The following is a 24,869-nucleotide window of genomic DNA, read 5'->3' on the forward strand; positions in this document are numbered from 1 at the left end:
CTCCCGGTGGCGATACGGCACCGGGGGGCGGCACATGCGCATCGGGGAACTCGCGCGGGCGACGGGGGCGAGCACGCGCGCCCTGCGGCACTACGAGCAGGCGGGCCTGCTCACCTCCCGCCGCGAGGCGAACGGCTACCGGACCTACGACCCGGAGCGGTCCGTCGTCCGCGTACGCAACATCCGCCAACTCCTCGACGTGGGGCTGACCTTGGAGGACGTCCAGGACTTCGCCCCGTGCCTGGACGGCGATGTGCTGGCCGCCGAGCCCGCGGAGGCGAAGCTGCGGATCGCGCGGGACCGGCTGGCCGTGCTGGACGCGCGGATCGCGGCGCAGAGCGAGGCGCGGGACAGGCTGGCGAGGGCGCTGGCGGGGGCGGAGGGGCACGCGCTGCCCGCCGGGCGGTGAGGGACCGTACGACCTGAAGGTGACACCGTACGACCTGACAGCGACGAAGCAGCGCCGAACCGGGGTATCCCCTCCCCATGAACCTCGTGGTCGTCGAACCCCTCAAGCGGCGGCACTGCACGGACTGCCGCCGGGGCCCGCTCCCCCTGCACATCCTCGAATACAACGCCCCGCGCTGCCTGGACTGCGCCGACCTGGGCCACCTCGTCCTCCTCCCGCGCGGCGACGCGGCCCTCACCCGCCGGGCGCGGGAGGCCAGTTCGCTGTGGGCGGTGGTCGTCCGCCACAACAGGCGCCGCAAGCGTTACGAGCGCCAGGGGCTGCTGGTCGAGGAGGCCGCCCTGGCCCTCGCCGAGTCCGCGTGCCTCGCCGACGCGGAGGCCCGTGCGCGCCGCCGCGACCGTGACGCGGCCCGCCGCGCGGCCGAGGACCTCACCTTCACGGCGGCCTTCACCACCGCGATCCTGGCCCGCTTCCCGTCCTGCCCGCCCGACCGGGCCCATGCCGTCGCCGCGCACACCTCGCAGCGGGGCAGCGGCCGGGTGGGCCGCAGCGCGGCGGGCCGAGCCCTGGACGAGGAGGCGGTCACGGCGGCGGTCCGCGCCTCGGTGCGCCATGTGGACACCCCGTACGACGCGCTGCTGATGGCGGGCGTGCCGAGGCACGAGGCGCGGGGGCGGGTGGGCCCGGCGATCGAGGCGGTCCTGACGGAATGGCGGACGGCCGCCGAGGCCCGGGCCCTCACTGAGACACCTGCGCTCCCCGATCCCCCCGAGACACCTGAGGTCCCGGGATAAACGGGCGTACCGGGGCAGGATGACTGTTCCCCGACACAAGGCGAGGTCCCAGCCGATGCCCACCCCTGCCGCACCGCGCCCCCGAGGAGGGTCGGACCCCGCCCGAAACGGATCGGCCCCTGCCCGAGACGGTTCGGACCTCGCTCCCTCCCTCGACGCCGCGCCCCTGCGCCCGTTCCACCTGCGCATCACCGCCACGACCTTCGGCGCGAACTTCTCCGACGGGTACGCGCTCGGCATGATCGGCGCGGTCCTGACCACCCTGACCGACGCCCGCCACCTGTCCGGCGTCTGGCAGGGGCTGCTGGGCGCGTCGGCCCTGATCGGCCTGTTCTTCGGCAGCATCGTGCTGGGCCGGGTCGGTGACGTCATCGGCCGCCAGAAGCTGTACATCTACAACTTCGTCCTCATCACCGTGGCGTCCGCCCTCCAGTTCTGGGCGCACGACCCGGCGGTCCTCTTCATCCTGCGCGTGCTGATCGGCTTCGGGCTGGGCGCGGACTACGCGGTCGGCCCCACGATGCTCTCGGAGTTCGTCCCCCGGCGGCTGCGCGGCCTCCTGCTGGGCTCGCTCACCGTGATGTGGACGGTCGGTTACGTTCTCGCGGGCATCCTCGGCACGTGGCTCGGCGGTACGGAGCACGCGGCGTACGTCCTGCTGGCGACCGGCGCGCTCCCCGCCGCCCTGGTCCTCCTGCTGCGCATCGGCACCCCGGAGTCCCCGAGCTGGCTGGCCAGCCAGGGCCGCACGCAGGAGGCCCGCGACATCGCCGCCCGCTACCTGAAGTGCGAACTGGGCGAGGCCCCCGCACCCCCCACCTCCTCGACCACCTCCGCCTCCGCCTATCGGGAGCTCTTCGCCCCCGGGCAGTCCCGGCGCACCTGGTTCGGGCTGGTCTTCTACAGCGCGCAGGTCCTCCCGTACTTCGCGATCTACACCTTCATGCCGACGATCCTGCTGGCCCTGGACGTCGAGGACGCCGACCTCCAGAACCTCCTCCTCAACCTCTTCCTCCTCACCGGCGGCATCTGCGGCCTGTGGTTCCTGCAACGCACGGGCCGCCGCCCCCTGGTCATCTCCACCTTCGCGATCATGACGGTCGCGCTCGCCCTGGTGGGCGCCCTGACCCACGCCTCCACGGCGGCCCTGATGATCCCGTTCCTCGTCTACACCTTCGTGATGGCGGGCGCCTCCAACCTCACCCAGGTCTATCCCGCCGAGCTGTACCCGACCCACCTGCGTGCGACGGGCGTCGGCTTCCTGAACGGCACGAGCCGCATCGCCTCGGCGGTCGGCACGTTCGTCCTGCCGGTGAGCCTGGAGTCGCTGGGCCTGAGCTGGTCGATGTACTGGCTGGCGGGCGTCCTACTGCTGGGGACGCTGGCGTCGGTGGCGTGGGCCCCGGAGACGAAGGGCGAGGTGACGACGTCGGGGGGTTGAGAAGCGCGACGCGCACACAGCCAGGACGGCGATTCGACGGGGGCGGCCTCGCCGGGTTCCGGCTCTGCGCGAAGAACTCACCAGCGGTCGAGCAACTCCCGCTTCTTCACGGCGAATTCGTCAGGAGTCAGCACGCCCTCCCGGTACAGCTCCCCCAGGGCCCGCAACTGCCCGACGGCACCTGCGGCTGCCCCTTCCGCCTCCGCATCCGCCGCCCGTGCCTGCACCAGTCGGGACGCGACCGCAGCAGTCACCGTGCCCATCGCGCCGATGCCGACGACCATCAGGACCGCGCCGAAGGCCCGCCCGGTGGGTGTGACGGGGGCCAGGTCCCCGTACCCGACGGTGGTGATGGTCGTCATCGCCCACCACAGGGCGTCGGGGAGCGTGGTGATGTTCGCCCCGGTGGCGCCCCGCTCCTCCGAGAGGACGGCGGCGGCCAGCGCCACGACGACGACCGCGACGACCACGCCCGTCGAGGCGATCATCCGCTCGGCCCGGCCGCGTCCGGCGACGACGGACAGTCGGCCGAGGATCGACAGGAGCCGCAGGGCCCGTACGGACGGGAGCAGCAGGGCCAGCAGGTCGAGCGGATTGCGGCGCAGGAACTGCCACCGCTGCGGGGCCAGGGCCAGTCGCAGCAGGAAGTCCCCGACGAAGACGGCCCAGATCCCGTAGTCGACCACCCTCCATGCGGCGGGCGGGTGCGGAGTCGCGGCAGTGATGACGAAGACCGCGAGCGACACGACCGCCAGGAGCGTCAGCCAGGGCAGTGAGCGCTGCTCCCAGCGGGCGACGAAGGCAGGGCTGGTGGCGGTCATGAGGAGACACTCCGGGCAGGGGGCGGGCAACCTCCCAAGGATCTGTCCGGACCTGGACGGCAACCAGGGGCGAAGGTCATCGGCAGGGCGGGACGTTTCGCGGCAGCTTCCCCACCAGACCCTCGGGCACCACTGCGTCGGCGCTCTCCTCGCCCTGGGGACGCATCACCAGGCGCCCCCCCTTCGCCCTGCCTCGCGGTGGGCGCGACCAACTCCGCCCCGCCCTCATCACCCGAGGTCGTCAGGCCGAAGGCGGCGGCGGAATTCCGTGGTGCGCGGCGCGCGGCGCTGCGGGGGTCAGGTGCCGCACAGGCGGTTCAGTACGTCGACGGGGTCCGGGCCCGGCTGTCCCTCCGGCCACCAGTCGTCGGTGCCCGTCTCGCACACGTAGCCGTACCAGAGGGCGTCGTCCTGGCCGTGGCGGAGCTGGAAGCGGCCCGCGGTCAGGCGGTTGCGGGTGGGGCGGAAGTTGAGGCCGAGGACGAGCAGGGTGGAGCGGGCCCGGTCGAAGGGGCCCGCCGGCGGGTCCCAGGGGGTGTCCAGGACGGCGAGCCCTTCGGGGCCGCCCTGGCGCCAGGCGGCGACGGCCTTGGCCAGCTCGGTGGGGGTGCGGCCGAGGGCCCGGGTGAGCGAGGTGTAGAGGGAGCGCGTCGACGCGGTCAGCCCGGAGCCGGGCTGGGCAGCGGCGATACGGACCGCGTCCTGCCAGGGGGTGAGCGGGGCGAACGGGTCCGTGCCGGTGGTGAGCAGGGTGTGGGCGCGGTGCGCGGCGTCGGTGGCGAGGTGGTCCAGCGTCAGCGGGTCGGGGGCGTCGCGGATGTACGGCGGCGGGTAGGAGGGCGGCGCGCCCGGGTGCGGGGGCGGGGGGAAGGCCGGGGGCAGTTCGCCGAGGGGGCGGGCGAGGGCCTCGCGGGCGGGGAGAGCGGGGACCGGCGGGGGCGTGCGGGATTCCGTGGCGGTGCGGGTGGCGTTGCGGTGGCCGAGGGCGTCGAGGACTTCGCGTTCATCGCGGCCGCGTAGCAGGAAGACGACGAAGGGGTCCTCGTCGACGATGCGGGCCACCTGGTAGCAGAGGGCCGCCGCGTGTTTGCAGGGGCGGCCCGCGTCGGGGCAGGTGCAGGAGGGCAGGAGGTCGCCGGCGGTGGCGGGCAGGAGGGGGATGTCCGCGAGCGGGGAGCCCGGGTCGAGGAGGGCCTGCGGAACCGTCTTCGCGAGGAGGGACTCCAGGTGGGCGGGGTCGGCGGCGGCCGCGTCCAGGAACACGTCCCAGTCCTCCGGGGCGAGGGTGCGCAGCCGGAGTTCGGCCCGGTAGGGGCGGGCGCGGCTGCCCCGTACGTACGCCACGACCCGGCCCGGGGTGACCGTGATGGTGTCGACGTGACCCGCGTCGGCGTAGGCGCGGCCGCGGGCGAGACGGGCGGGGTCGAGGGACAGATCCTCCAGGGCGGCCACCCATGCCTTGCCCCACCAGGTGACGGCGGGGCCGGTCGCCTCGGGGGCGGGCGGAAAGGTCCGACGCCGTTCACCGACGGGGCCCCCGGCCGGGGCGGACGCCTGGGTTCCGCGCCGCGCAGGGTGCGGGTCGTCGGGGGCGGGGAGGGTGGGTTGGGTGCCCCGTGACGCGGGACGGGCGTCGGCGGGGGCGCCGAAGGCGGGGTGGGCGGGGGCGCCGAAGGCGGGGTGGGCGGGGGCGGGGGCGGGGCGGGCGGGGGCGGGGGCGGGGCGGGCGGGGGCGGGGGCGGGGCGGGCGTCGGCCGGGGGCCGGAACACCGGGCGGACGTCGGCCGGGGCGCCGAAGGCGGGGTGGGCTTCGACCGGGTCGGCGAAGGCGAGGTCGACGTCGGCCGGGGTGGCGGAAGCGGGGTCGGTGTCGGCCGGGGTGGCGCAAACGGGGTCGATGTCGGCCGGGGTGACGGAGGCGGGGTCGGCATCAGCCCGAGCAGCGACGGCAGGCCGGGCCCCGAGCCGGTGAGGCTGAGGGACAGCCGGAGCGGGCCGGGTGCCGCGATGTGCGGGCCGGGCTGCGGGGTGGGGGCTGCCCGGAATGGGGGCCTCGGCCTCGGTGCGCGGGTCGGCCGGGGTGCCGGCGTTGGCCGGGGTGCCGGCGTTGGCCGGGGTGCCGGCGTTGGCCGGGGCACGGGCACCATCGGAGGCGCGGAGGCCGTCCGGAGTGCGGGCGTCAGCCCGGGTGCGGGCACGTTCCGAGGCGTCGAGGTCGTCTGAGGCGCAGGCATCAGCCGGGGTGCGAGCACCGTCCGCGGTGTGGAGGTCGTCCGGGGTACGCGCGTCAGCCCGGGTGCGGGCACGTTCCGAGGCGAGGAAGTCGTCCGGGGTACGGGCGTCGGCCGGGACCCGGGCCCCGCCCGCGGTGTGGAGGTCGTCCGGGGTGCGGGCGTCGGCTGCGGGGGTCAGCCAGGCCTGGACGGCCTGGCGTGCGGCCTGGTCGGCGTCCTGCGGGGTGGGCGGGGTCGGGTGGGTGCCGTGGTGTGCCGTCGGCGGGGGCTCTTCCTCGGTGGCCACCGGGTGCGCCTCGGCCTCGGGGTGCGCTGTGTCGGACGCCGCGTCGCGGAGGGCGTGCCTCGCGGTCGGAGGGGAGTCGATGTCCGGGGGCGGCAGGTTCGGGCGGTTGTCGCGGCTCGTCGTCGGCCGTGTACTGCCCCGGCGGGGCTTCGTGCGGCGGATGCCTTGCCGGGCGGCCTGCGCGGCGGACGGAGGGGCGTCGGCGGTCGGGGGCTCGGCTGCGGGGCGCGCGGCGCGCCGGGCTTCGTCCGCGGCGGCCCGCGAGGCGCGCAGAGCCTGCCGTGCGGCCTCGGCGGCAGCGCTGCGGGGCGGAGGCTGCGGAGGCTGCTCGGGGGACGGGGGCTCCGCGTCGGGGCTCGCGGGCGGGGTCTCGTTCCGGAGGTCTTCCCGGGGGTCGTCCGGGCCCGCGGCGGCCTGCGCGTGCCGGATGCCGTTGAGTTCGGGGTGGGAGCGGCGTGGGGTCATGACGGCCTGCGCAGGGAGACGAGGTCGGCGAGTTCACGGTCGGTGAGTTCGGTGAGGGCGGCCTCACCGGAGCCGAGGATGGCGTCCGCCAACGACCGCTTGGCGGCAAGGAGTTCGGCGATGCGGTCCTCGACCGTGCCCTCGGCGATCAGGCGGTGGACCTGGACGGGCTGGGTCTGACCGATGCGGTACGCCCGGTCGGTGGCCTGCTCCTCGACCGCCGGGTTCCACCAGCGGTCGAAGTGCACGACGTGGGCGGCGCGGGTCAGGTTGAGGCCGGTACCGGCGGCCTTGAGCGAGAGCAGGAAGACGGGCACCTCGCCGGACTGGAAACGGTCGACCATCTCCTCCCGCTGCGCCACCGGCGTTCCCCCGTGCAGGAGTTGGGCGGGGACGGCGCGGGCGGCCAGGTGCTGGGAGAGCAGCCGGGCCATGCTCACGTACTGGGTGAAGATCAGGACGGAGTCCTCCTCGGCGAGGATCGTGTCGAGGAGCTCGTCCAGGAGGGCCAGCTTGCCGGAGCGGGCGGCGGCGAGGCGGGCCGGGTCCTCCTTGAGGTACTGCGCGGGGTGGTTGCAGATCTGCTTCAGGGAGGTCAGCAGCTTCATGATCAGGCCGCGCCGGGCGATGCCCTCGGAGGTCTCGATGGCGGCCATCGTCTCGTGCACCGCGGCCTGGTAGAGGGCGACCTGTTCGCGGGTGAGGGAGACGGGGTGGTCGGTCTCGGTCTTGGGCGGCAGTTCGGGGGCGATGCCCGGGTCGGACTTCTTGCGGCGCAGGAGGAAGGGGCGCACCAGGCGCGAGAGGCGCTCCACCGCCTCCGGGTCCTCACCGCCCTCGACGGCACGGGCGTGCCGGGCGCGGAAGGAGGTGAGGGGGCCGAGGAGGCCCGGGGTCGTCCAGTCCAGCAGGGCCCACAGCTCGGAGAGGTTGTTCTCGACGGGGGTGCCGGTGAGGGCGATGCGGGCCGGGGAGGGGATCGTGCGCAGGGCCTTGGCGGTGGAGGAGCGGGCGTTCTTCAGGTGCTGGGCCTCGTCGGCGACGATCATGTTCCAGCCGTGCGCGGCCAGTTGGGCGGCGCTGGTGCGCATGGTGCCGTAGGTGGTGAGGACGAAGCCGCCGTCGTACGGGCGGGAATCGGGCGAGATGTCCTCGGCACGGGTGCCGGCCGCCTCGAACAGCCCCTCGGCGGCGGGCTCGTCGAGCGTGCGGGTCGTGCCATGGAAACGGCGGACGGGCACGCCGGGGGCGAAGCGTTCGATCTCGCGCTGCCAGTTGCCGAGGAGGGAGGCGGGGCAGACCACCAGCGTGGGGGCCGTACGGGTGCCGGGGGCCGGGCGGGCGGCGTCCGTACGGTGCAGGTGGAGGGCGATCACGGTGATCGTCTTGCCGAGGCCCATGTCGTCGGCGAGGCAGCCGCCGAGCCCGAGCGAGGTCATCAGGTCGAGCCAGGCCAGGCCCCGGAGTTGGTAGTCGCGCAGGGTGGCCCGGAGGGCGGGCGGCTGGGGAAGGGTGTCGGCGCCGCCGCGCGCGAGCCGGTCGCGGAGGGCGGCCAGCGCTCCCACGGGCACCGCGTCGACCCGCTCGCCGTCGATCTCCGCGGTGCCGGTGAGGGCGACGGAGAGGGCGTCGGCCGGGTCCAGCAGCCCCAACTGCCGCTTGCGTGCCTTGCGTACGAGCGCGGGGTCGACCACCACCCACTGGTCACGCAGTCGCACCACCGGACGGTGCTCCTCCACCAGGGCGTCCATCTCGGCCTCGGTGAGCTCCTCGCCGCCCACGGCCAGCTGCCAGCTGAACGCGAAGAGGTGCTCGGAGTCGAAGAAGGGCGTGCCGTCGGTGGCCGAGCCGGGTGCGGGGCGCACCACCGCCGTGGCGGTCAGCGTACGGGCCAGGTCGCGGGGCCAGTGGACGGTCACCCCCGCGGCCTCCAGCCGGTGCGCCGCCGCGCCCAGGAGGTCGTACAACTCCTCGTCGGAGAGCGCCAGTACGTCGGGGACGGGCTGCTCCAGGAGGCGGGCGAGCGGCGGCCAGACGCGTCCGGCGCGGCGCAGGGCGAGCACCGTGTCGACGCGGGCGCGGGGGCCGAAGGACTCGCCGCCGTCGCCGGACCAGAGGTCGGCGGCGTCGACCAGGTGGGTGGGGTCGGCGAGGCTGTGCACCTGGACGACGGCGGCGCCCGCGCGGCGCGGCCGCGACCCGCGGCCGTCCTCGGCGTCCTCCTCGTGGGAGTCGAAGAGGCCGTGCACCGGCAGGTCGAGCCGGAGCGAGACGCGCACCCCCGCGTCCGCCCCGGCGGCGACCTCGGCGGCCCACTCGCGCAGGCGCGGCAGGTGCTGGGCTTCGGACGCGGCGTACGGGGCCCCGAAGGCGAGGGCCGCGGCGGGCGTCCGGGGCAGGACGTCGGCGACGGCGTCGACGAAGGACCGCACCAGGTGGGCGGGGTCGGGGACCTGGAGCGGGGTGCGGCCGGGCAGCGGTGCGGCGTACCCCTCGGGCGGCAGCGCGGCGGCGATCGCGCGCAGCTGGGCGATGTCGGCGGCGTCCGGCGGCCCGGCCCGCCAGGCGTCGTGGTCGCCCGGGGTGAGGCCCGGCAGCAGCAGCCCGCGCGCGACGAGGTGCAGGGCGTGCAGGGCGGCGGCGCCCCAGCAGCGGGCGGCGGGGTGGGCTGTCGGGGAGTGCCGGGCGGCGACGAGCAGGGGCAGCGCGTCGGCGAGCGGAAGGAGCCGCGCAGGAACCTTCCGCGTACGGACGACCGCGCCCTGACGGCGGACGACGGTGAGGGTGTCCTCGGCCCCGGGCGGCGGAGGCCCGTCGGGGGCCCACAGGGCGATGCGGGCGTCGCGGGGCAGGGTCGCGGGGAGGTAGAGGGCGGCTGTGTCGACCGGGAAACGCACCGCGTCGAGAGCACCGGCGGCGCCCGGCCCGAGGCCGGCCCGCGACGGTGCGTACGGAACGGTCATGGCGGCCGCGCCTCCCCTCCGGGTGTGTGTCTGCGCAGGTGGGCGCAGGGTTCCTTCGTGGATTTGCGAGTCTACGGGTGGGGTCTGACAACGCGGCCCACGTCCACACCGCACAGGGGCCGCCGGTGTGGAGGTCCGGGCCCCGGACGGGGCAGGCACGCGCAGAAGACCACGGGCCCGGACGGACCGGGGACACGAGACCGGGGCGCGAAGGGAACGGACGCGCGCGGAAAGGTGGGTGCCGGAGGCCAACGGGCGGGCGTGCCGCAGAACCGGGCCCGCGGAAAAACGGGGCGGTGAAGGAGCAGGCGGGGCGGCCGGGCCATCCCCCTCGCGAGCACGCGGGGCTGCTGGACCATCCCCCCTCGCGAGCGAGCGGGGCAAACAGGCGGGCCCGGCCGTCGCCGCCTCTCGCGGCTCGGCCCGCCGCCCCGCCCCTCCCCCGTCGGCCTCAGCCGCGCCCTCGCCCCGGCGCCTCGGTCGTCACCGACCCGATGTGTCCGGCCTGGAAGATCGCATGGCTCTCGACCGTGCCGGAGTTGTCGTTGTGGACCGACCCGATCCGCACCCCTCGGACCTCCTCCACCGGCCTCGGTTCCGCCAGGATCTCCCGCAGCACGTCCGCCGCCCTGGGGTCCGCCGCGAGGGTCTGGCGCATGCGCAGCCGCCAGGCGCCCTCCAGGTCGGCCGCCAGCTGCTCGTCACCTTCGGCCAGTGCCGCGGTGAGTTCGCTCCTGGTGGTCTCCAGTTCGCCCCGGATCGCCTCTTCCTCCGCCGCCCCGTTGCCCCGCGAGAGGAATCGGCCGATCCGGCCGCGCACCTGCGCCCAACCGTCCGTGGCCATCTGCTGCACCAGGGTGGTCGCCCCCGCTGTCGCCAATGCCACCAGTTCCGGTTCCACCGCGCCCCCTTGACGTGCTGCTTGATGTGTTGCCCGAAGTGCTGTGCGTCGTCGCTTCTTCGTGTGACTCAGGCCCAACATAGGCCCGCCGCACGCACCGGGGGCAGCACGTCACCTCAAGAGGAAACTCTCCGCGGCCTTCGCTCCCGACTCCGCCCCCTCGTGCACCCGCAGCTGCGTCGAGTGGCCCGCCCCCTTGAGGACGACCAGTTCGGCCTGCGGCAGGCGGGACGCGACCTCCTTGGCCCACGGCAGCGGGGTGGAGAGGTCGCGGTCGCCCTGGAGGAGCAGGACCGGAGCCTTGAGCACCCGGTAGTCGTCCGCCGCGTTCAGCGCGCGGGACACGGGCCAGTGCAGGCAGGTCTGCGCGATGCCCTGCCCGGCGGCGGTGCGCGCCTCGAACGGCCAGACCTCGCGCTCCTTGAGCCCCCGCACCGCACGGTCGAGGGCGGCGGCCCGCTTCCGTTCCGGCGTCGCCGCGTTCCCCCACGGGAAGGGTGTGTCGGCACACAGGGTCGCGGCGTGCAGTCCGGAGCTGAACTCCTTCGGGGAGGATCCGTCCGGTTCGGCGAACCCCTTCACCAGTGCGTCGAGTTTCCCGGTGTCTCCCGCCGCCGACGTGTGGAGTGCGCCCAGGATGCCGTAGCGCGGGTTCTTCAGCGGGGCGTCGATGATGCTGGCGGTGACGAGCAGGTTGAAGACGCCGACGCCGTTGCCGTCCCTGCGGATGACCTTCGCCAGGTCGGCCGCCGGGTCGTAGCCGCAGGACTGTTCCCGGCAGGCGCTGCGCAGTACCTTTGCCGCGTGCCGCAGCGACGCCGTGTAGAGGCCGTCGGCCGCGTCCAGGGGGACCACGGAGTCCAGGACGAGCCGGTTGACGTTCTGGGGGTGCGTCAGCGCGTACTGGCCCGCGGTGAACGTCCCGTACGAGACCCCGTCCAGGCTCCACCGCTTGACGCCCAGCGCCCGGCGCAGGTCGTCGAGGTCGGCGACGGTGTCGGCGGTGGTGAAGTGGTTGCGCGTCTCCCCCAGCCGCTGGGCGCACGCGCGCACGGCCGCTCGCGTGGGCGGCACGGTGTCGCTGCCGCCGACCTCCTGCTGGAGCTGCGGGCAGTCGAGGGCGGTGCCTCCCGTGCCCCGCTGGTCGATCATGACGAGGCGGTAGTCGGCGACGGCCCGGGGCAGTCCCTCGCGCACCTTCTTGAGGTACTCCACGCCCGGCTGCCCCGGCCCTCCGGTGAGGAAGAGCAGCACTCCCCGGGGTGCGCCCACGTTGTCCGAGGCGGCGACCCGCAGCTTCAGGACGCCCTTGCGCCGGGTGCGGTCCAGGGGCACCAGCAGTTCCGAGCAGGTGGCCTTGTCGACGCCGGGGCAGGGGTGCGCGTTCTCCAGTGCCGGTGGGGCCGGGGGCGCACTCTGCGGGGGTGCCGAACCGACGCAGGAGACCAGGGCGAAGACCGCGGCCGCGGTCGCTGTGCACACACGGGTGAGAGCAGGCATGGGTCACTCCCGGCGGAAGGTCGTTGGGGTCGCTCTCATCCTGGGCCGCCGCGCGGCGTCCGCGTTGAAGATTCGTGCTCGATGAGCGCGCGTCGTGCCTGTGCGGATGCCCTTGCGGACGTCGTTCTGGCTGCCTGTACGGGTGCCAGTTCCTCCCGTACGGAACTGGGCACGGCCCCGGTGTACTGGCGCACCACCCGGGTCAGGTGCGCCTGGTCCGCGAACCCGTGCGCGGCGGCCAGCGCGCGCAGCCCCGGTCCGCCCTCCGTCAGGGCGTGCAGTACGGCCCGTACGCGCACCTGGTTGCGGTAGGCGGTCAGGGTGCTGCCGGTGACGGCGCGGAAGACCCGGCTGAGGTGGTGCGGAGACGCGCCCACCGTGCGGGCCAGCTCGTCGAGGGTGAGGGCGGGTAGGTGCTCCGGGTGCGCCGTCAGGGCCGCGCAGGCGTCGGCGGCGAGCCTGCGGTGCGCCCTGGCCGTCGCCGGGCCGCAGGAGCCGCTCACGGCCCACTGCCCGGCCGCACCCGCGACCGCGTCGAGCAACGCGTGGGCCCGCTCGGTCAGTTCGAAGGAATCGGCTCCCCTGCCGGCGGCCGCGACGAACGCCCGGTGCCGCAGGTCGGTCGCACCGTCCACGGCGACGGCGCGAACACCCGGCAGACGGGGTGCGCGGGGGCGGCGGTCGAAACGGTCGGCGAAGTACCGGACATCCACCTGGAGGATCGTTGAACGATCCCCCGATCCTGCGGGATGGGCGATGTGGTGTTCGTCGCCCGGCCGCAGCAGATAGCCGCCGGTGACGTCGACGAAGAACTCCTCGCCGTTCACCCTGCGCAGGTATCCCCCGGCCCGGGTCAGCGCGACGCCGTACATGTCCTCGCGGCCGGGTCCCACGAACCCCGTGCGGTCCTCGCAGCAGTGGATGTCGGTCGCCGTGAGGGTGCCGTCGGCGAACAACGTCCGCCCGGTGCCGCGGCGTTCGCGCACGATCTCGCTCCACCGGGCGGGCACCCGGCCCCCTCCAGAGGTCCCGCCCATCCCCCCGCCTCCCTGTCGAGGGGTCCATGCTCTCCCGCCGGAGTCGGAGCGAACAGCACCGTGCGGCAACGACGCCCGTCGGAGGGCGAGGACACCCGCTCGGCGTCAGAGGGTGAGGGTTCCGACGCCGCCGTACCAGTGCCCGCCCGCGCGCAGGTGGTCCCCCACCGCACGCTCCAGCGAGGTGCGCCGGGGCAGCCCGGGCACCGGGAGGTCGGGGTCGCCGAAGACGAAGCGGACGGTCCCCGTGTCGTACACCTCCTCCCTCGGCACGATCCGCTCGAACAGGTCCTGGAAGCGCAGGATGCGCGACCCCTCGGGCAGCCGGTCGCGCAACTGCGGGTCGAGCAGCCAGGACTCGCAGACGGCGATCTCGTACCGCTCGCCGGGGAAGTGGCGGGGGAAGAAGGCGCGGGCCCGCGCCAGTGACGCCGCGCAGGCGCGCGGCGAGAGCGGACCGGAGAAGTCCGGTACGTGGATGCTCAGGCAGGGGTCACCGGTCCGGCCGGGCCGCCCGGCCTCCTCCAGACAGGCTCCGGCCCGCCCCAGCACTTCGGTCCGCTGGAACTGCAGCCGTCCCAGCTGGAAGATCTCGCCGCGGAAGTGCAGCCGAATCCAGTCCGGCACGGACAGCCCGCCCTCGCCGTGGCGCCTGCGGTGCACCGCCATGTTGCGCCCGAGGTCGGCCAGCGTGCGCCGGGAGTCCTCGTCACTGATACCCAGCGCGCGGTGGTGGGCGCGTGCGTGCGGGAGCATCGCGACGAAGACGTTCACCGCGAAGTACCGACCCGCCGCCCCGTACGGCTCCGGGAGCGCCGGAAGCAGCGGGAGCGTCACGCCGCCTCCCGGCACGCCCATGTCGCGCACCAGGCCGTGGACGCAGCGCTCCAGGAGCCATCGCCATCCCGGGTCCTCGGCCGTCGTGCGCCGCAGGGCGACCAGCGGGTTGACGTCCTCGTGCGGCACCGCCAGGTCCAGGAGCACCTCGGGCAGTTCCTCCCCCTCCGGCAGCCCGGCCCCGAAACCGGGCCCCTCCAGCGCCTCCAACTCGTCCAGCCACGCCGCCAGTTCCGCGTCGCCCCGCAGCACTTCCCGTACGTCCTTCACGGCCGCCCCTCCCCTTCTCGCCCCCACTGGAACACCCATCATGGCCCGCACCCCCCGACCATCACATCCACATTTCGAGACGACCTCATCCACCATGCGGACCTCGGTTGTGACGCGGCGCCCCCGGCGGCGAAGATGCGGGCATGGCCCCTGTTCTCGTATCGCGTCGTCACGTGGATCTGCTGCGTGTCTCGACCATGCTCTGTCGGGCCATCTCCTGCCGTCACCACGGCTGCTGACACCCGTTCAGCCACTCTCCCGCACGGGCGGACGCCCCGCTCCGCAGTGACGGCCCCGCACACCGCGTGAACGCCTTCCCCTGAAGGCGCCGTTCCGTCACGCCCCTGCCGTCCCCCTTGCTTCCCTTCCGTACGGCTCCCTGTCGCACCTGTGCGCCACGGCGCCGTCCCCTGCCTGCCTCCAGAGGTCTCCCCATGCCCAGCACCGTGCCCGCAGCCGCGCCCGGCACCACACCCGGCGCTCTTTCCGGCGCTCCGCGACAGCCCCTGCTGCACTGGTTCCTGCCCACCGGCGGCGACGGCCGCGACCCCGGCGGCGTCACCGCCGTGCAGGGGCGCACGGATGCCGCGACCCGGCGCCCCGCCGACATCGGATACCTCTCACAGGTGGCACGGGCCGCGGAACAGGCCGGTTTCCACTCGCTGTTGACGCCCGTGGGCCTGGGCTGCGTGGACCCGTGGATACTCACCGCCGCCCTCGCCCAGCACACCACCGACATCGGCTTCCTGGTCGCCTTCCGGGCCGGTTTCGCCAGCCCCACACTGCTGGCCCAGCAGGCGGACGCGTTCCGCAGGTTCGCGGGCGGCAGGCTGCGGCTGAACGTCGTCACCGGCGGCGACCCGGTCGAGCAGCGGGCGTACGGGGACCACCTGGCGCACGACGAGCGGTACGCCCGCACCGCCGAGCTGATGGCCGCCCTGCGCGCCCTCCTGGCGGGCAGGGACGCCGACCACGAGGGCGCCCACTTCCGGCTGGAGGGCGCCCGCCTGGTCGACCCCGCCGTGCAGCACCCCGTGCCCCTGTACTTCGGCGGTGCCTCCCCGGCGGCGGAGGACGTCGCCGCCGGGCACGCCGACGTACAACTGCTGTGGGGCGAGCCGCCGGCGGCGATCGGCGAGCGCATCGCACGGCTGCGGGCGAAGACGGAGGCGGTGCGCGGGGAGAGCGCGTCGCTGCGGTTCGGGCTGCGGCTGCACGTCATCGCCCGGGACACCGCGGCGGAGGCGTGGGCGGAGGCCGACCGCATCCTGTCCCGCCTCGACCCGGAGGCGGTGCGCCAGAGCCAGGCCCGGTTCGCGGCGATGGACTCCGTGGGACAGGCCCGGATGGCTGCCCTGCACGGCGGCAGCGCCGACGCCGCGAAGCTGGAGATCGCCCCCAACCTCTGGGCGGGCATCGGTCTCGTACGGGAAGGGGCGGGCACCGCCCTGGTCGGCTCGCACGAGGAGGTGGCGCAGCGCCTGTACGAGTACCGGGCGCTCGGCGTCGACGAGTTCGTCCTCTCCGGCTACCCGCACCTGGAGGAGGCGTACCGGGTCGGCGAGGAGGTCGCACCCCGGCTGCGCGCACTCGTGGACGCGGCGGACGCTCCCGCGCACCGCAAAGAGGCCGCAGGCGAAAACGTACGCCCGGCAGAAAACGCACACCACATAGAGGCGGCAGGCGCATGACCCTCACCGCCGCCCCCGAGAAGCCCGCCGTCACCCCACCCGTGCCCGCGGCCCCTCGCACCACCCCCCGCTTCGCCGCCCTGCGCTGGGCCGCCCTGCGCCTGGTCGCCCTGGCCGTCCTGCTGGGCGCCTGGCAGCTGGTGGTCGCGGCGGAGATCTGGCCGCGTGTCCTGGTGCCCTCGCCCGGTGAGGTGTGGCACCAGTTCGTGCAGTCCTCGACCGTCCACGACGGGGTGCGCGGGCAGAGCGGCCACCTCCTGATCGAGCATCTGGGGGTGAGCCTGCGCCGCATCGGCATCGGCACCGCCTACGCGGTCCTCGCCGGGGTGCCGCTCGGGCTGCTCATCGGCGCGGTCCGCCCGATCGCCGTCGTCCTGGAACCCGCCGTGACGTTCCTGCGGACGCTGCCGCCGCTCGCGTACCTCTCGCTGCTCGTCATCTGGTTCGGCATCGACGAGTCCCCGAAGGTGTGGCTGCTGATCATCGCCGCCCTGCCACCGATCGCGGCGGCCACCGCGGCCGCCGTACGGACGGTTCCCGAGCACCTCATAGAGGCGGCCCGCGCCCTGGGCGCAGGACCGCTGTCGCTGCTGCTGTCGGTACGGCTGCCCTCGGCGCTCCCCGAGATCCTCACCGGGGTGCGCATCGCCGTCGGCGTCGCGTACACCTCCGTGGTCGCGGCGGAGACCATCAACGGCGTCCCCGGCATCGGCGGCATGATCCGCGACGCCCAGCGCTACAACCAGACCGCCGTCGTCATCGTCGGCATCATCGCCATCGGCCTGTCCGGCATCCTCCTCGACGCCCTCCTCAAGGGCCTCGAACGCGCCCTGGTGCCCTGGCGAGGCCGCAAGTGACCACCACCCAGCCCACCCACACCCACCGGAGCCCCGTCATGTCCCAGCACCTCCCCGGCCGCCGCACCGCCCTCCTGGCGGCCGCTGCCGCGCTCACCGCCGTCACCGCGACCGCCTGCGGCTTCGGCGGCGCCGAGAGCGCGGGCAGCACGGACGCGGCGGGCAAGACCGTCGTGCGCATCGCCTACCAGGCGATACCCAACGCCGACCTGGTCGTGAAGAACCAGCGCCTGCTGGAGAAGGCCCTGCCGGACGTCTCGGTGAAGTGGGTCAAGTTCGACTCCGGCGGCGACGTGAACACCGCGGTGATCGCCGGTTCGGTGGACCTGGGGCTCGCGGGCTCCAGCCCCGTCACCAAGGGCCTCTCCGCGCCGCTGAACATCCCGTACAAGGTGCTCTGGATCCACGACCTGATCGGCGACAACGAGGCGCTCGTCGCGAAGAAGGGCATCAGCACCGTCAAGGACCTCGTGGGCAAGAAGGTCGCCACCCCCTTCGGCTCGACCTCGCACTACTCGCTGCTGGCCGCCCTGAAGGCGGCGGGCGTCCCCGCGGACAAGGTCCAGGTGCTCGACCTCCAGCCGCAGGACGCGCTCGCCGCGTGGAAGCGCGGGGACATCGACGCCGCGTACGTGTGGACCCCGACCCTCGACGAACTCACCAAGGACGGCACGGTCCTCACCACCAGCCGCAAGGTGGCCGACGCGGGCAAGCCGACCGCCGACCTCGGCATCGTCACCGACGCCTTCGCGAACGAGAACCCGAAGATCGTCACCGCCTGGCTCAAGGCGCAGGACCAGGCCGTGCAGCAGGCCAAGTCCGACCCGGCGAAGGCCGCAGCGTCGATCGGCAAGGAGCTCAACGTCTCGCCCGCCGACGCACAGCGGCAGCTGAAGCAGTTGGTACTGCTCACGGCGAAGGAGCAGACGGGCGCCGACTACCTGGGCCGCCCCGGCGCACCCGGCAAGCTGGCCGCCAACCTCCGGGACGCCGCCACCTTCCTGAAGGGGCAGAAGGCCGTGGACGCGGTACCGCCGCTCGCCGACTTCCAGAAGGCGCTCGCCGTCGAGGAGTTGAACCGTGCCGCAGGCTGAGACCGCGACCGTGCACCCACCCGTGGTGCTGGAGGACGTCACCGTCCGGTACGGGCGCAACGCGCGCTCCCTGACGACCGCCGTCGAAGGTGTCTCGCTGGCCCTGGCGGAGGGCGAGTTCACCGTCCTGGTGGGCCCCTCCGGCTGCGGCAAGACGACCCTGCTGCGGGTCGTGGCGGGCTTCGAGCGGACCTCGGAGGGCACTGCTCTGGTACGGGGTTCCGCTCCCGTCCCCGGCGGCGGCACCGGCATCGTCTTCCAGCAGCCGCGCCTGTTCCCCTGGCGCACGGTCGGCGGCAACATCGCCTTCGCGCTCGCCCGGCACGGCGTCCCGCGCGAGCAGCGTGCCGCCCGGACGGCGCAGTTGCTGGAGCGGGTCGGTCTCGCGGGCAAGGCGGGGCGGCGCACCTGGGAGCTGTCGGGCGGCCAGCAGCAGCGTGTGGCGATCGCCCGCGCGCTGGCGGGCGAGCCGCGGCTGCTCCTGATGGACGAGCCGTTCGCGGCGCTCGACGCGCTCACCCGCGAGCGCCTCCAGGAGGAAGTGCGCACCCTCGCGGCGGCGTCCGGCACCACGGTGCTGTTCGTGACGCACTCGGCGGAGGAGGCGGTGCTGCTCGGCACGCGGGTACTGGTGATGGCGGCGCCGCCGGGCAGCCCCGGCCGTATCGTTTCCGAACTCGCCGTGGACCTGCCCCGCACCCCGGACACGGACCCGGCGGCCCTGCGCGCCACACCGGAATTCGCCCGGCTGCGGGGCGAGTTGACGGCCACCATGCGCGAGGCGGCGACACTGGACGCGTGAATGCGGGGCGCCGCACTCCACAAGCGGCACCCGGCACCGTACGAGAATCAGCCAGGCGGCACCCGTCCCGTACGAGAAACAACCTGGCGGCACCCCGTCCCGTACGAGAAACAGCGGGGACTAACTCCCCAGCCCCGCACGCTCCCTGAGCTCCTGCCAGACCTTGCGGACCTGGGGCTCCAGCGCCTCCAGCGGCCCGTCGTTGTCGATCACCAGGTCGGCGACGGCGAGCCGCTGCTCGCGCGTGGCCTGCGCCGCCATCCGCCCCCGCGCATCGGCCTCGGTCGTCCCGCGCAGCCGCACCAGCCGGTCCAGCTGTGTCTCGGGGGACGCGTCCACGACCACCACCAGGTCGTACAGCGGCGCCAGTGCGTTCTCCGTCAGCAGCGGTACGTCGTGGACGACGACCGCGTCGGAGGCCGCGGCCTGCTCCAGCTCGGCGGAGCGCGCGCCGACCAGCGGGTGCACGATGGCGTTCAGGACCTTCAGCTTCTCCGGGTCGGCGAAGACGATCGCCCCTAGCGCGGGCCGGTCCAGCGCACCGTCCGCCGTCAGGACGTCCTTGCCGAACGCCGCCACCACGGCGTCGAGCCCGGGACTCCCGGGCTCGACGACCTCACGCGCGATCTTGTCGGCGTCGACGACGACCGCGCCGTACGACGCGAGCAGCCGCGACACTTCACTCTTGCCGGCGCCGATACCGCCGGTCAGGCCCACTTTCAGCATGACCGGCAGCCTAGAGCGCCCGTTCCACGACCTACAGGTCGCCCTCCCGCTCGGCGAGGAACTTCTCGAATTCCAGCCCGATCTCGTCCGCCGACGGCAGATCCTTGGCCTCCGCGACGAGACTGCCGCGCGTCTCCGCGCCCGCCACCGCGTCGTACTGGTGCTCAAGTCCCTGGACCAGCGCGACCAGTTCCTCGTCGCCCTCGCCGACCTGGCGGTCGATCTCGTCCTGGGTGCGCCGCGCCTCCGTGCGCAGCGCGTGCGCCACCGAGGGCAGCACCAGGCCGGTGGCCGCGGTGATCGCCTCCAGGACGGTCAGCGCCGAGTCCGGGTAGGCGGAGCGCGCCACGTAGTGCGGCACGTGTGCGGCGACGCCGAGGACGTCGTGGCCCGCCTCCGTCAGCCGGAACTCGATCAGCGACTCCGCCGATCCCGGCACCTGCGCCTCGTCGAACGGGCTGCGGTGCCCCGGCACCAGGTCGGTGCGGTTGCCGTGCGGGGTCAGACCCACCGGGCGGGTGTGCGGGACGCCCATCGGGATGCCGTGGAAGTTCACCGCGAGGCGCACCCCCAGGCGCTCCACGATCTGGCGCACCGCCGCCGAGAACCGCTCCCACTCGACGTCCGGCTCGGGCCCGGAGAGCAGCAGGAACGGGGCGCCCGTGGCGTCCTGCACCAGGTGCACTTCGAGCGAGGGCGTCTCGTAGTCCGACCACTGGTCACGCTTGAACGTCAGCAGGGGGCGGCGTGCCCGGTAGTCCACCAGCCGGTCGTGGTCGAAGCGCGCCACGACCTGGTGCGGCAGTGTGTCCAGCAGCTTCTCGACGATCTGGTCGCCGGTCTCCCCCGCGTCGATGTAGCCGTCGAAGTGGTAGAGCATGACAAGTCCGGCCGACTCCTGGGCCAGCGCCATGTCGACGACGGCCAGCCCCTTCGGCTCCCATGCGTACAAACCCTGCGGATCAAGCACGATTCCCGCTACCTCCTCGCGTTTCACAGGGAAGAACGTGCCGCAGGGCGTGGGCATTCCCTCCCACGCCCCCTTCCCTCATACGAGTGGACAAGCCGACGAACGGGAACCGCACCAAGATCACGCAAACCGGGACGGCTCAGGCCAGCACGCGCGCGTGCAGCGCCCCCACCGCCTTGCGCGCCGAGGTGAACGCCCCGTGCTGCCAGGCGTCGGTGTGGCTGAGGTAGTCGCCCGCGAAGTACACGCGTCCCGCCGCCTTGTTCAGGGGCGCGAACACCGGGGCGTCCGGGCCTCCCGCCAGGGAGTGCCAGGCGGTCTCCAGGTGCGGTGTCTGCCGCCAGTGGTGCGAGAGGTGCGCCGCCAGCTCGGTGCGGTACTTCTCGCCGTGGATCTTGACGCCCTGGGCGACGGCCCGTTCCATCCGCGCCTGCGGCGACAGCTTCGCGTACGCGTCCGCCTGCGCACCATAGTTGTAGTAGCCGACGATCAGCCCGCGCCTGCCGTGGTGCCCGTAGGACGGGTACCAGATGTGCGACAGGTCGAGGTCGGTCTCGGTGATGCCGCCGTAGATCCGGTGGTCGGACTCCCACCAGCGGCTCTTGTACTCCAGACCGATCTTGCCCGCGGAGAACGTCCTGCAGGCCTCCAGTGCGCTCTGCACCGCCCCGCCCAGGTTGTGGGCGGTCTTGGCGAGGATGTTGGGCGGCAGGGCGGCGATGCAGTAGTCCGCCTCGATACGCTCGGTGCGCCCGCCGTGCGTGTATGTGACGCTCACGCCGTCGGCACGGTCGGTGATCTTCGTGACGACGGCCCCGGTGCGTATCCGGTGCACCCCGACGGCCCGCGCGAGCGCCCTGGGGATGCGGTCCATGCCGCCGACGGGCTGAAACATCAGCATCGCCTGGTCGTAGCCGAACTCGAAGGAGAAGTAGCGTCCGACGCCGCTCGCGAACACCTCCGACGCGGACGGCACCCCGCCCAGCCGCACCCCCGGCACACCCGCCTCCGCCGGGTCGACCGTGAATCCCCTGCGCTCGCTGCCGCTGTACGTCATGCGCTCGCCGAGGTCGCCGTAGTCCTTCAGGAACTCCATCAGGCGCTCCTGGTCGGCGCGGGTGATCTCCTTGTCGAGGGCGCCCTTGTCGGTGGCCTTGGCGAGCAGTTCGGAGACGTACCCGTAGACGTCGGCCTTGGCGGTGCGGTAGCGCACCGGGGCCTTCATTCCGGCCTTCTCGTTGTAGAGGTAGGCGTTGGCGTTGGTGTTGGTGAACACCTCAAGAGGGACGCCGAGTTCGCGGCAGTAGTCCATCGTGACCATCCACTGCGGGATGCGTCCGGGGCCGGCGTTCATGTACTGGCCCTCGCTGAAGCGCGCGTGCTGGCGCACCCCGTCGACGTCCACGGTGACGTCCCCTCCGCGCACCGTGAAGTTGCGTCCGCCGCTGCGGTCCCGGGCCTCCAGGACCGTACAGTCGTAGCCCGCCTTGCCCAGTTCGTACGCCGAGGCCAGCCCGGCGATGCCGCCGCCGACGACGACCTTCGCCGCGCCCCTGCCCTTCAGCGTGAAGTCCCCGCTGCGGGGCGCCCGGAAGGCGGGCTCGCGGGCGTCGGCGGCAGCCGTGGGGGCGAGCCCCAGCGCGCCCATCGTGGCGAACATGGCGCCCGCGCCGCCGGCCGCGCCGACCTGCTTCAGGAAGCTCCGGCGGCTTCCTCCCCGTACCCCTGCCTCTGCCATCGCGCCAGGCCCCTCTCACTCCGTGATCTTGAAGACCCCGGCATCCTGGCAATGGATTGTTTCGGTCCGTACGACTTAGCTGTATCCCACACGTTTCCATGCGTTACGCGGGGGGAAACGCTCCCGGGCCCGGGCACACGACAAGGCCCGCTCCCCCGAAGGGGAACGGGCCTTGTCGTTCAGCCAGTTCGGCTCCCGGCCGTCACAGGATGACGGTCAGGCGGCCTCGCGACCGGTGAGGGTCAGAGCATTCAGCTCTGGCCGCCCGCCAGCTTCTCGCGGAGCGCGGCCAGGGCCTCGTCCGACGCCAGGGCGCCGGAGTTGTCGTCCGACTCCGAGGAGTAGGAACCGCCCGAGATACCGGCGCCGGCGTTGCCACCGGCGGCGGCCGGAGCGGCAGCACCCTCGGCGGCAGCGGCCTCGTCGGCCTCGCGGGACTTGATGACCTGGGCCTGGTGCTGCTCGAAGCGCTGCTGCGCCTCGGCGTACTGGCCCTCCCACGCCTCACGCTGGGTCTCGAAGCCCTCGAGCCAGTCGTTGGTCTCGGGGTCGAAGCCCTCGGGGTAGATGTAGTTGCCCTGGTCGTCGTACGAGGCAGCCATGCCGTACAGCGTCGGGTCGAACTCGACCGAGGCCGGGTCGGCACCGAAGGACTCGTTGGCCTGCTTCAGCGACAGCGAGATCCGGCGACGCTCAAGGTCGATGTCGATGACCTTGACGAAGATCTCGTCGTTGACCTGGACGACCTGCTCCGGGATCTCCACGTGGCGCTCGGCCAGCTCGGAGATGTGGACCAGACCCTCGATGCCCTCGTCGACGCGGACGAACGCACCGAACGGAACCAGCTTCGTGACCTTGCCGGGGACGACCTGGCCGATCTGGTGCGTACGGGCGAACTGCTGCCACGGGTCTTCCTGCGTCGCCTTCAGCGACAGGGAGACACGCTCGCGGTCCATGTCGACGTCGAGGACCTCGACGGTGACTTCCTGGCCGACCTCGACAACCTCGGACGGGTGGTCGATGTGCTTCCAGGAGAGCTCGGAGACGTGCACGAGACCGTCGACGCCACCCAGGTCCACGAAGGCACCGAAGTTGACGATCGAGGAAACGACGCCGGAGCGGACCTGACCCTTCTGGAGGGTCGTGAGGAACGTCTGGCGCACCTCGGACTGGGTCTGCTCGAGCCAGGCACGGCGGGACAGGACCACGTTGTTGCGGTTCTTGTCCAGCTCGATGATCTTGGCCTCGAGCTCCTTGCCCACGTAGGGCTGGAGGTCGCGGACACGACGCATCTCGACGAGGGAGGCCGGCAGGAAGCCACGGAGGCCGATGTCGAGGATGAGACCACCCTTGACGACCTCGATGACGGTGCCGGTGACGATCCCGTCCTCTTCCTTGATCTTCTCGATCGTGCCCCAGGCGCGCTCGTACTGCGCACGCTTCTTGGACAGGATGAGACGGCCTTCCTTGTCCTCCTTCTGGAGAACCAGGGCCTCGATCTCATCGCCCACGGCGACGACCTCGTTGGGGTCGACGTCGTGCTTGATGGAAAGCTCGCGGGACGGGATGACGCCTTCGGTCTTGTAACCGATGTCGAGCAGGACCTCGTCCCGGTCGACCTTCACGATGACGCCGTCGACGATGTCGCCGTCGTTGAAGTACTTGATCGTCTCGTCGATCGCGGCGAGGAAGGCTTCCTCGTTACCGATGTCGTTGACCGCTACCTGCGGGGTGGTAGAGGTGGTCTCGGTGCTGCTCGTCATGTGGGAAAGGGCTCCGGTACGGACAGAAATCGTAGGTACTGCTACGCCGTGAGCCTGTCGCTCTGCAGAAGCCGGACAGCCGAAGAAGCACCGAGCCGGAAAACAACCGGATGGCGCCTCGAAAACCGAGGAGACATACATACAGATACGAGCGCGGCCTGCTAGGTCTGAGGCGCGCAGGCTCGCAGCGCAACTTGTAGCATACGGGGGCTGCCGGGCAGGGTCAATGCGCGAAGGCACACACCCGGGGCGGAACGCCCCATACCCGGCACAACTCGGGTTCGGCGAGGCCACAATGGGCTTCCCGCTCCCCCTCGATCTCGTCCCGGCCGACCCTTCGGGCCGTACCCGGGAGGGGTTCCGGCGGAGCCTACTCAGACTATTCAGACGGGCGCAATGATCCACGACGAAAACTCCTCCGACGCGGCCTCCCTCGACGCCCTGGAGCTCCAGGACGACACGGAGCCCGAGGCCACCCGCCGTGATGCCGGGGAGGCGGAGAGCAGCCGGGCCAGCCGGGGCTGGTGGGACCGCAACGCCGACGAGTACCAGATCGACCACGGAACGTTCCTGGGCGACGACCGCTTCGTGTGGGGCCCCGAGGGCCTCGACGAGGTGGAGGCGGAGCTGCTGGGCCCCCCGGAGGACCTCAAGGGGCTCGACGTGCTGGAGATCGGCGCGGGCGCCGCACAGTGCTCGCGCTGGCTGGTGAAGCAGGGCGCGCGCCCGGTCGCCGTCGACCTCTCGCACCGGCAGCTCCAGCACGCGCTGCGGATCGGCGGCGGCGAGGACGGGGTGGCGCTGGTGCAGGCCGACGCCGGGGTACTGCCGTTCCGGGACGGCTCCTTCGACCTGGCGTGCTCGGCGTACGGGGCGGTGCCCTTCGTCGCGGACCCGGTGAAGGTGTTCCGCGAGGTGCACCGGGTGCTGCGGCCGGGCGGGCGCTGGGTGTTCTCGGTGACGCACCCGATCCGCTGGGCCTTCCCGGACGAGCCGGGCCCCGAGGGGCTGTCGGTCTCCGCCTCGTACTTCGACCGCACCCCCTATGTGGAGCAGGACGAGCAGGGGCGTGCGGTGTACGTCGAGCACCACCGGACGCTCGGGGACCGCGTCCGTGACGTCGTCGCCGGGGGCTTCCGGCTGGTGGACCTCGTGGAGCCGGAGTGGCCCGCGTGGAACAGCTCGGAGTGGGGCGGCTGGTCCCCGCTGCGCGGGAACCTCATCCCGGGCTCGGCGATCTTCGTGTGCGAGCGGGACTGAGGCGGGG

General features: G+C 73.2%; 19 protein-coding genes. 8 read left to right on the plus strand and 11 right to left on the minus strand.

Going from position 1 to position 24,869, the window contains the following annotated elements; all coding sequences use genetic code 11:
- The first annotated feature begins 34 nt into the window (after positions 1-34).
- The 3 genes from ACIO3O_RS21040 (at position 35) to ACIO3O_RS21050 (ending at position 2,647) form a co-directional block, all read left to right on the plus strand.
- Complete coding sequence (locus tag ACIO3O_RS21040; RefSeq protein WP_401747968.1) at positions 35-409, plus strand: MerR family transcriptional regulator; 375 nt, start codon at positions 35-37, stop codon at positions 407-409.
- Between the two features lie 77 nt (positions 410-486).
- Positions 487-1,206 (plus strand): DUF2293 domain-containing protein, encoded by a 720-nt coding sequence (locus ACIO3O_RS21045; RefSeq protein ID WP_401747971.1) that lies wholly within the window; start codon positions 487-489, stop codon positions 1,204-1,206.
- A 55-nt stretch (positions 1,207-1,261) separates the two neighbouring features.
- On the plus strand, positions 1,262-2,647 hold the full coding sequence (locus ACIO3O_RS21050) for an MFS transporter (protein ID WP_401747973.1): 1,386 nt from the start codon (positions 1,262-1,264) through the stop codon (positions 2,645-2,647).
- A 77-nt stretch (positions 2,648-2,724) separates the two neighbouring features.
- On the opposite strand, the gene ACIO3O_RS21055 is transcribed toward ACIO3O_RS21050, so the two are convergent.
- The 7 genes from ACIO3O_RS21055 to ACIO3O_RS21085 all read right to left on the minus strand — a co-directional run bounded on the left by ACIO3O_RS21055 (position 2,725) and on the right by ACIO3O_RS21085 (position 13,961).
- Positions 2,725-3,468, minus strand: coding sequence for an ion channel (locus ACIO3O_RS21055; RefSeq protein ID WP_401747976.1), 744 nt, complete (start codon positions 3,466-3,468; stop codon positions 2,725-2,727).
- 297 nt (positions 3,469-3,765) lie between these two features.
- Entirely contained in the window at positions 3,766-6,453 is a 2,688-nt protein-coding gene (locus tag ACIO3O_RS21060) for an SWIM zinc finger family protein (RefSeq protein ID WP_401747978.1), read from the minus strand.
- Positions 6,450-9,416 carry a DEAD/DEAH box helicase gene (locus tag ACIO3O_RS21065; protein WP_401747980.1) on the minus strand — a complete coding sequence of 989 codons (2,967 nt, stop codon included), beginning with the start codon at positions 9,414-9,416 and terminating at the stop codon, positions 6,450-6,452. Before ACIO3O_RS21065 ends, ACIO3O_RS21060 begins: the two co-directional genes overlap by 4 nt.
- Positions 9,417-9,867: 451 nt before the next feature.
- Entirely contained in the window at positions 9,868-10,317 is a 450-nt protein-coding gene (locus tag ACIO3O_RS21070) for a hypothetical protein (protein ID WP_401747981.1), read from the minus strand.
- A 111-nt stretch (positions 10,318-10,428) separates the two neighbouring features.
- A complete protein-coding gene (locus ACIO3O_RS21075; protein ID WP_401747983.1) occupies positions 10,429-11,817 on the minus strand; it encodes an alpha/beta fold hydrolase in 1,389 nt (462 codons plus the stop codon).
- Positions 11,818-11,852: 35 nt separating this feature from the next.
- Complete coding sequence (locus tag ACIO3O_RS21080) at positions 11,853-12,854, minus strand: helix-turn-helix domain-containing protein (protein ID WP_401747985.1); 1,002 nt, start codon at positions 12,852-12,854, stop codon at positions 11,853-11,855.
- Positions 12,855-12,959: 105 nt separating this feature from the next.
- Positions 12,960-13,961, minus strand: coding sequence for an acyltransferase domain-containing protein (locus ACIO3O_RS21085; RefSeq protein WP_401747986.1), 1,002 nt, complete (start codon positions 13,959-13,961; stop codon positions 12,960-12,962).
- Positions 13,962-14,395: 434 nt separating this feature from the next.
- Here ACIO3O_RS21085 and ACIO3O_RS21090 point away from each other — a divergent pair, with 434 nt between their 5' ends.
- From ACIO3O_RS21090 to ACIO3O_RS21105, 4 genes are read left to right on the plus strand one after another with little or no spacing between them, the layout of a single operon-like run.
- Positions 14,396-15,652, plus strand: a complete 1,257-nt coding sequence (locus ACIO3O_RS21090) for an LLM class flavin-dependent oxidoreductase (protein ID WP_401747988.1) — start codon at positions 14,396-14,398, stop codon at positions 15,650-15,652.
- Positions 15,649-16,509, plus strand: coding sequence for an ABC transporter permease (locus ACIO3O_RS21095; protein ID WP_401747990.1), 861 nt, complete (start codon positions 15,649-15,651; stop codon positions 16,507-16,509). Before ACIO3O_RS21090 ends, ACIO3O_RS21095 begins: the two co-directional genes overlap by 4 nt.
- Positions 16,510-16,547: 38 nt before the next feature.
- The gene (locus tag ACIO3O_RS21100) at positions 16,548-17,603 is read left to right on the plus strand and encodes an ABC transporter substrate-binding protein (protein ID WP_401747993.1); all 1,056 of its coding nucleotides are present in this window, start codon (positions 16,548-16,550) and stop codon (positions 17,601-17,603) included.
- Positions 17,590-18,405 carry an ABC transporter ATP-binding protein gene (locus ACIO3O_RS21105; protein ID WP_401747995.1) on the plus strand — a complete coding sequence of 272 codons (816 nt, stop codon included), beginning with the start codon at positions 17,590-17,592 and terminating at the stop codon, positions 18,403-18,405. Before ACIO3O_RS21100 ends, ACIO3O_RS21105 begins: the two co-directional genes overlap by 14 nt.
- Positions 18,406-18,525: 120 nt before the next feature.
- On the opposite strand, the gene coaE is transcribed toward ACIO3O_RS21105, so the two are convergent.
- The 4 genes from coaE to rpsA all read right to left on the minus strand — a co-directional run bounded on the left by coaE (position 18,526) and on the right by rpsA (position 23,602).
- Complete coding sequence (gene coaE, locus ACIO3O_RS21110) at positions 18,526-19,131, minus strand: dephospho-CoA kinase (protein ID WP_401747996.1); 606 nt, start codon at positions 19,129-19,131, stop codon at positions 18,526-18,528.
- Positions 19,132-19,162: 31 nt separating this feature from the next.
- Positions 19,163-20,101 (minus strand): PAC2 family protein, encoded by a 939-nt coding sequence (locus tag ACIO3O_RS21115; RefSeq protein ID WP_401747998.1) that lies wholly within the window; start codon positions 20,099-20,101, stop codon positions 19,163-19,165.
- Between the two features lie 139 nt (positions 20,102-20,240).
- Complete coding sequence (locus ACIO3O_RS21120) at positions 20,241-21,839, minus strand: flavin monoamine oxidase family protein (protein WP_401748000.1); 1,599 nt, start codon at positions 21,837-21,839, stop codon at positions 20,241-20,243.
- A 251-nt stretch (positions 21,840-22,090) separates the two neighbouring features.
- Positions 22,091-23,602 (minus strand): 30S ribosomal protein S1, encoded by a 1,512-nt coding sequence (gene rpsA / locus ACIO3O_RS21125; protein WP_389248160.1) that lies wholly within the window; start codon positions 23,600-23,602, stop codon positions 22,091-22,093.
- Positions 23,603-23,998: 396 nt separating this feature from the next.
- Between rpsA and ACIO3O_RS21130 the strand changes: the two genes are divergently transcribed.
- Positions 23,999-24,862, plus strand: a complete 864-nt coding sequence (locus tag ACIO3O_RS21130; protein WP_401748002.1) for a class I SAM-dependent methyltransferase — start codon at positions 23,999-24,001, stop codon at positions 24,860-24,862.
- Positions 24,863-24,869 lie beyond the last annotated feature (7 nt).

The sequence above is a fragment of the Streptomyces sp. NPDC087440 genome, assembly GCF_044744005.1.
GTDB lineage: Bacteria > Actinomycetota > Actinomycetes > Streptomycetales > Streptomycetaceae > Streptomyces.

Coding starts and splice junctions, on each gene's coding strand:
- ACIO3O_RS21040 (WP_401747968.1), top strand. CDS start 35: ATGCGCATCGGGGAACTCGCGCGGGCGACGGGGGCGAGCACGCGCGCC.
- ACIO3O_RS21045 (WP_401747971.1), top strand. CDS start 487: ATGAACCTCGTGGTCGTCGAACCCCTCAAGCGGCGGCACTGCACGGAC.
- ACIO3O_RS21050 (WP_401747973.1), top strand. CDS start 1,262: ATGCCCACCCCTGCCGCACCGCGCCCCCGAGGAGGGTCGGACCCCGCC.
- ACIO3O_RS21055 (WP_401747976.1), bottom strand. CDS start 3,468: ATGACCGCCACCAGCCCTGCCTTCGTCGCCCGCTGGGAGCAGCGCTCA.
- ACIO3O_RS21060 (WP_401747978.1), bottom strand. CDS start 6,453: ATGACCCCACGCCGCTCCCACCCCGAACTCAACGGCATCCGGCACGCG.
- ACIO3O_RS21065 (WP_401747980.1), bottom strand. CDS start 9,416: ATGACCGTTCCGTACGCACCGTCGCGGGCCGGCCTCGGGCCGGGCGCC.
- ACIO3O_RS21075 (WP_401747983.1), bottom strand. CDS start 11,817: ATGCCTGCTCTCACCCGTGTGTGCACAGCGACCGCGGCCGCGGTCTTC.
- ACIO3O_RS21080 (WP_401747985.1), bottom strand. CDS start 12,854: ATGGGCGGGACCTCTGGAGGGGGCCGGGTGCCCGCCCGGTGGAGCGAG.
- ACIO3O_RS21090 (WP_401747988.1), top strand. CDS start 14,396: ATGCCCAGCACCGTGCCCGCAGCCGCGCCCGGCACCACACCCGGCGCT.
- ACIO3O_RS21095 (WP_401747990.1), top strand. CDS start 15,649: ATGACCCTCACCGCCGCCCCCGAGAAGCCCGCCGTCACCCCACCCGTG.
- ACIO3O_RS21100 (WP_401747993.1), top strand. CDS start 16,548: ATGTCCCAGCACCTCCCCGGCCGCCGCACCGCCCTCCTGGCGGCCGCT.
- coaE (WP_401747996.1), bottom strand. CDS start 19,131: ATGCTGAAAGTGGGCCTGACCGGCGGTATCGGCGCCGGCAAGAGTGAA.
- ACIO3O_RS21120 (WP_401748000.1), bottom strand. CDS start 21,839: ATGGCAGAGGCAGGGGTACGGGGAGGAAGCCGCCGGAGCTTCCTGAAG.
- rpsA (WP_389248160.1), bottom strand. CDS start 23,602: ATGACGAGCAGCACCGAGACCACCTCTACCACCCCGCAGGTAGCGGTC.
- ACIO3O_RS21130 (WP_401748002.1), top strand. CDS start 23,999: ATGATCCACGACGAAAACTCCTCCGACGCGGCCTCCCTCGACGCCCTG.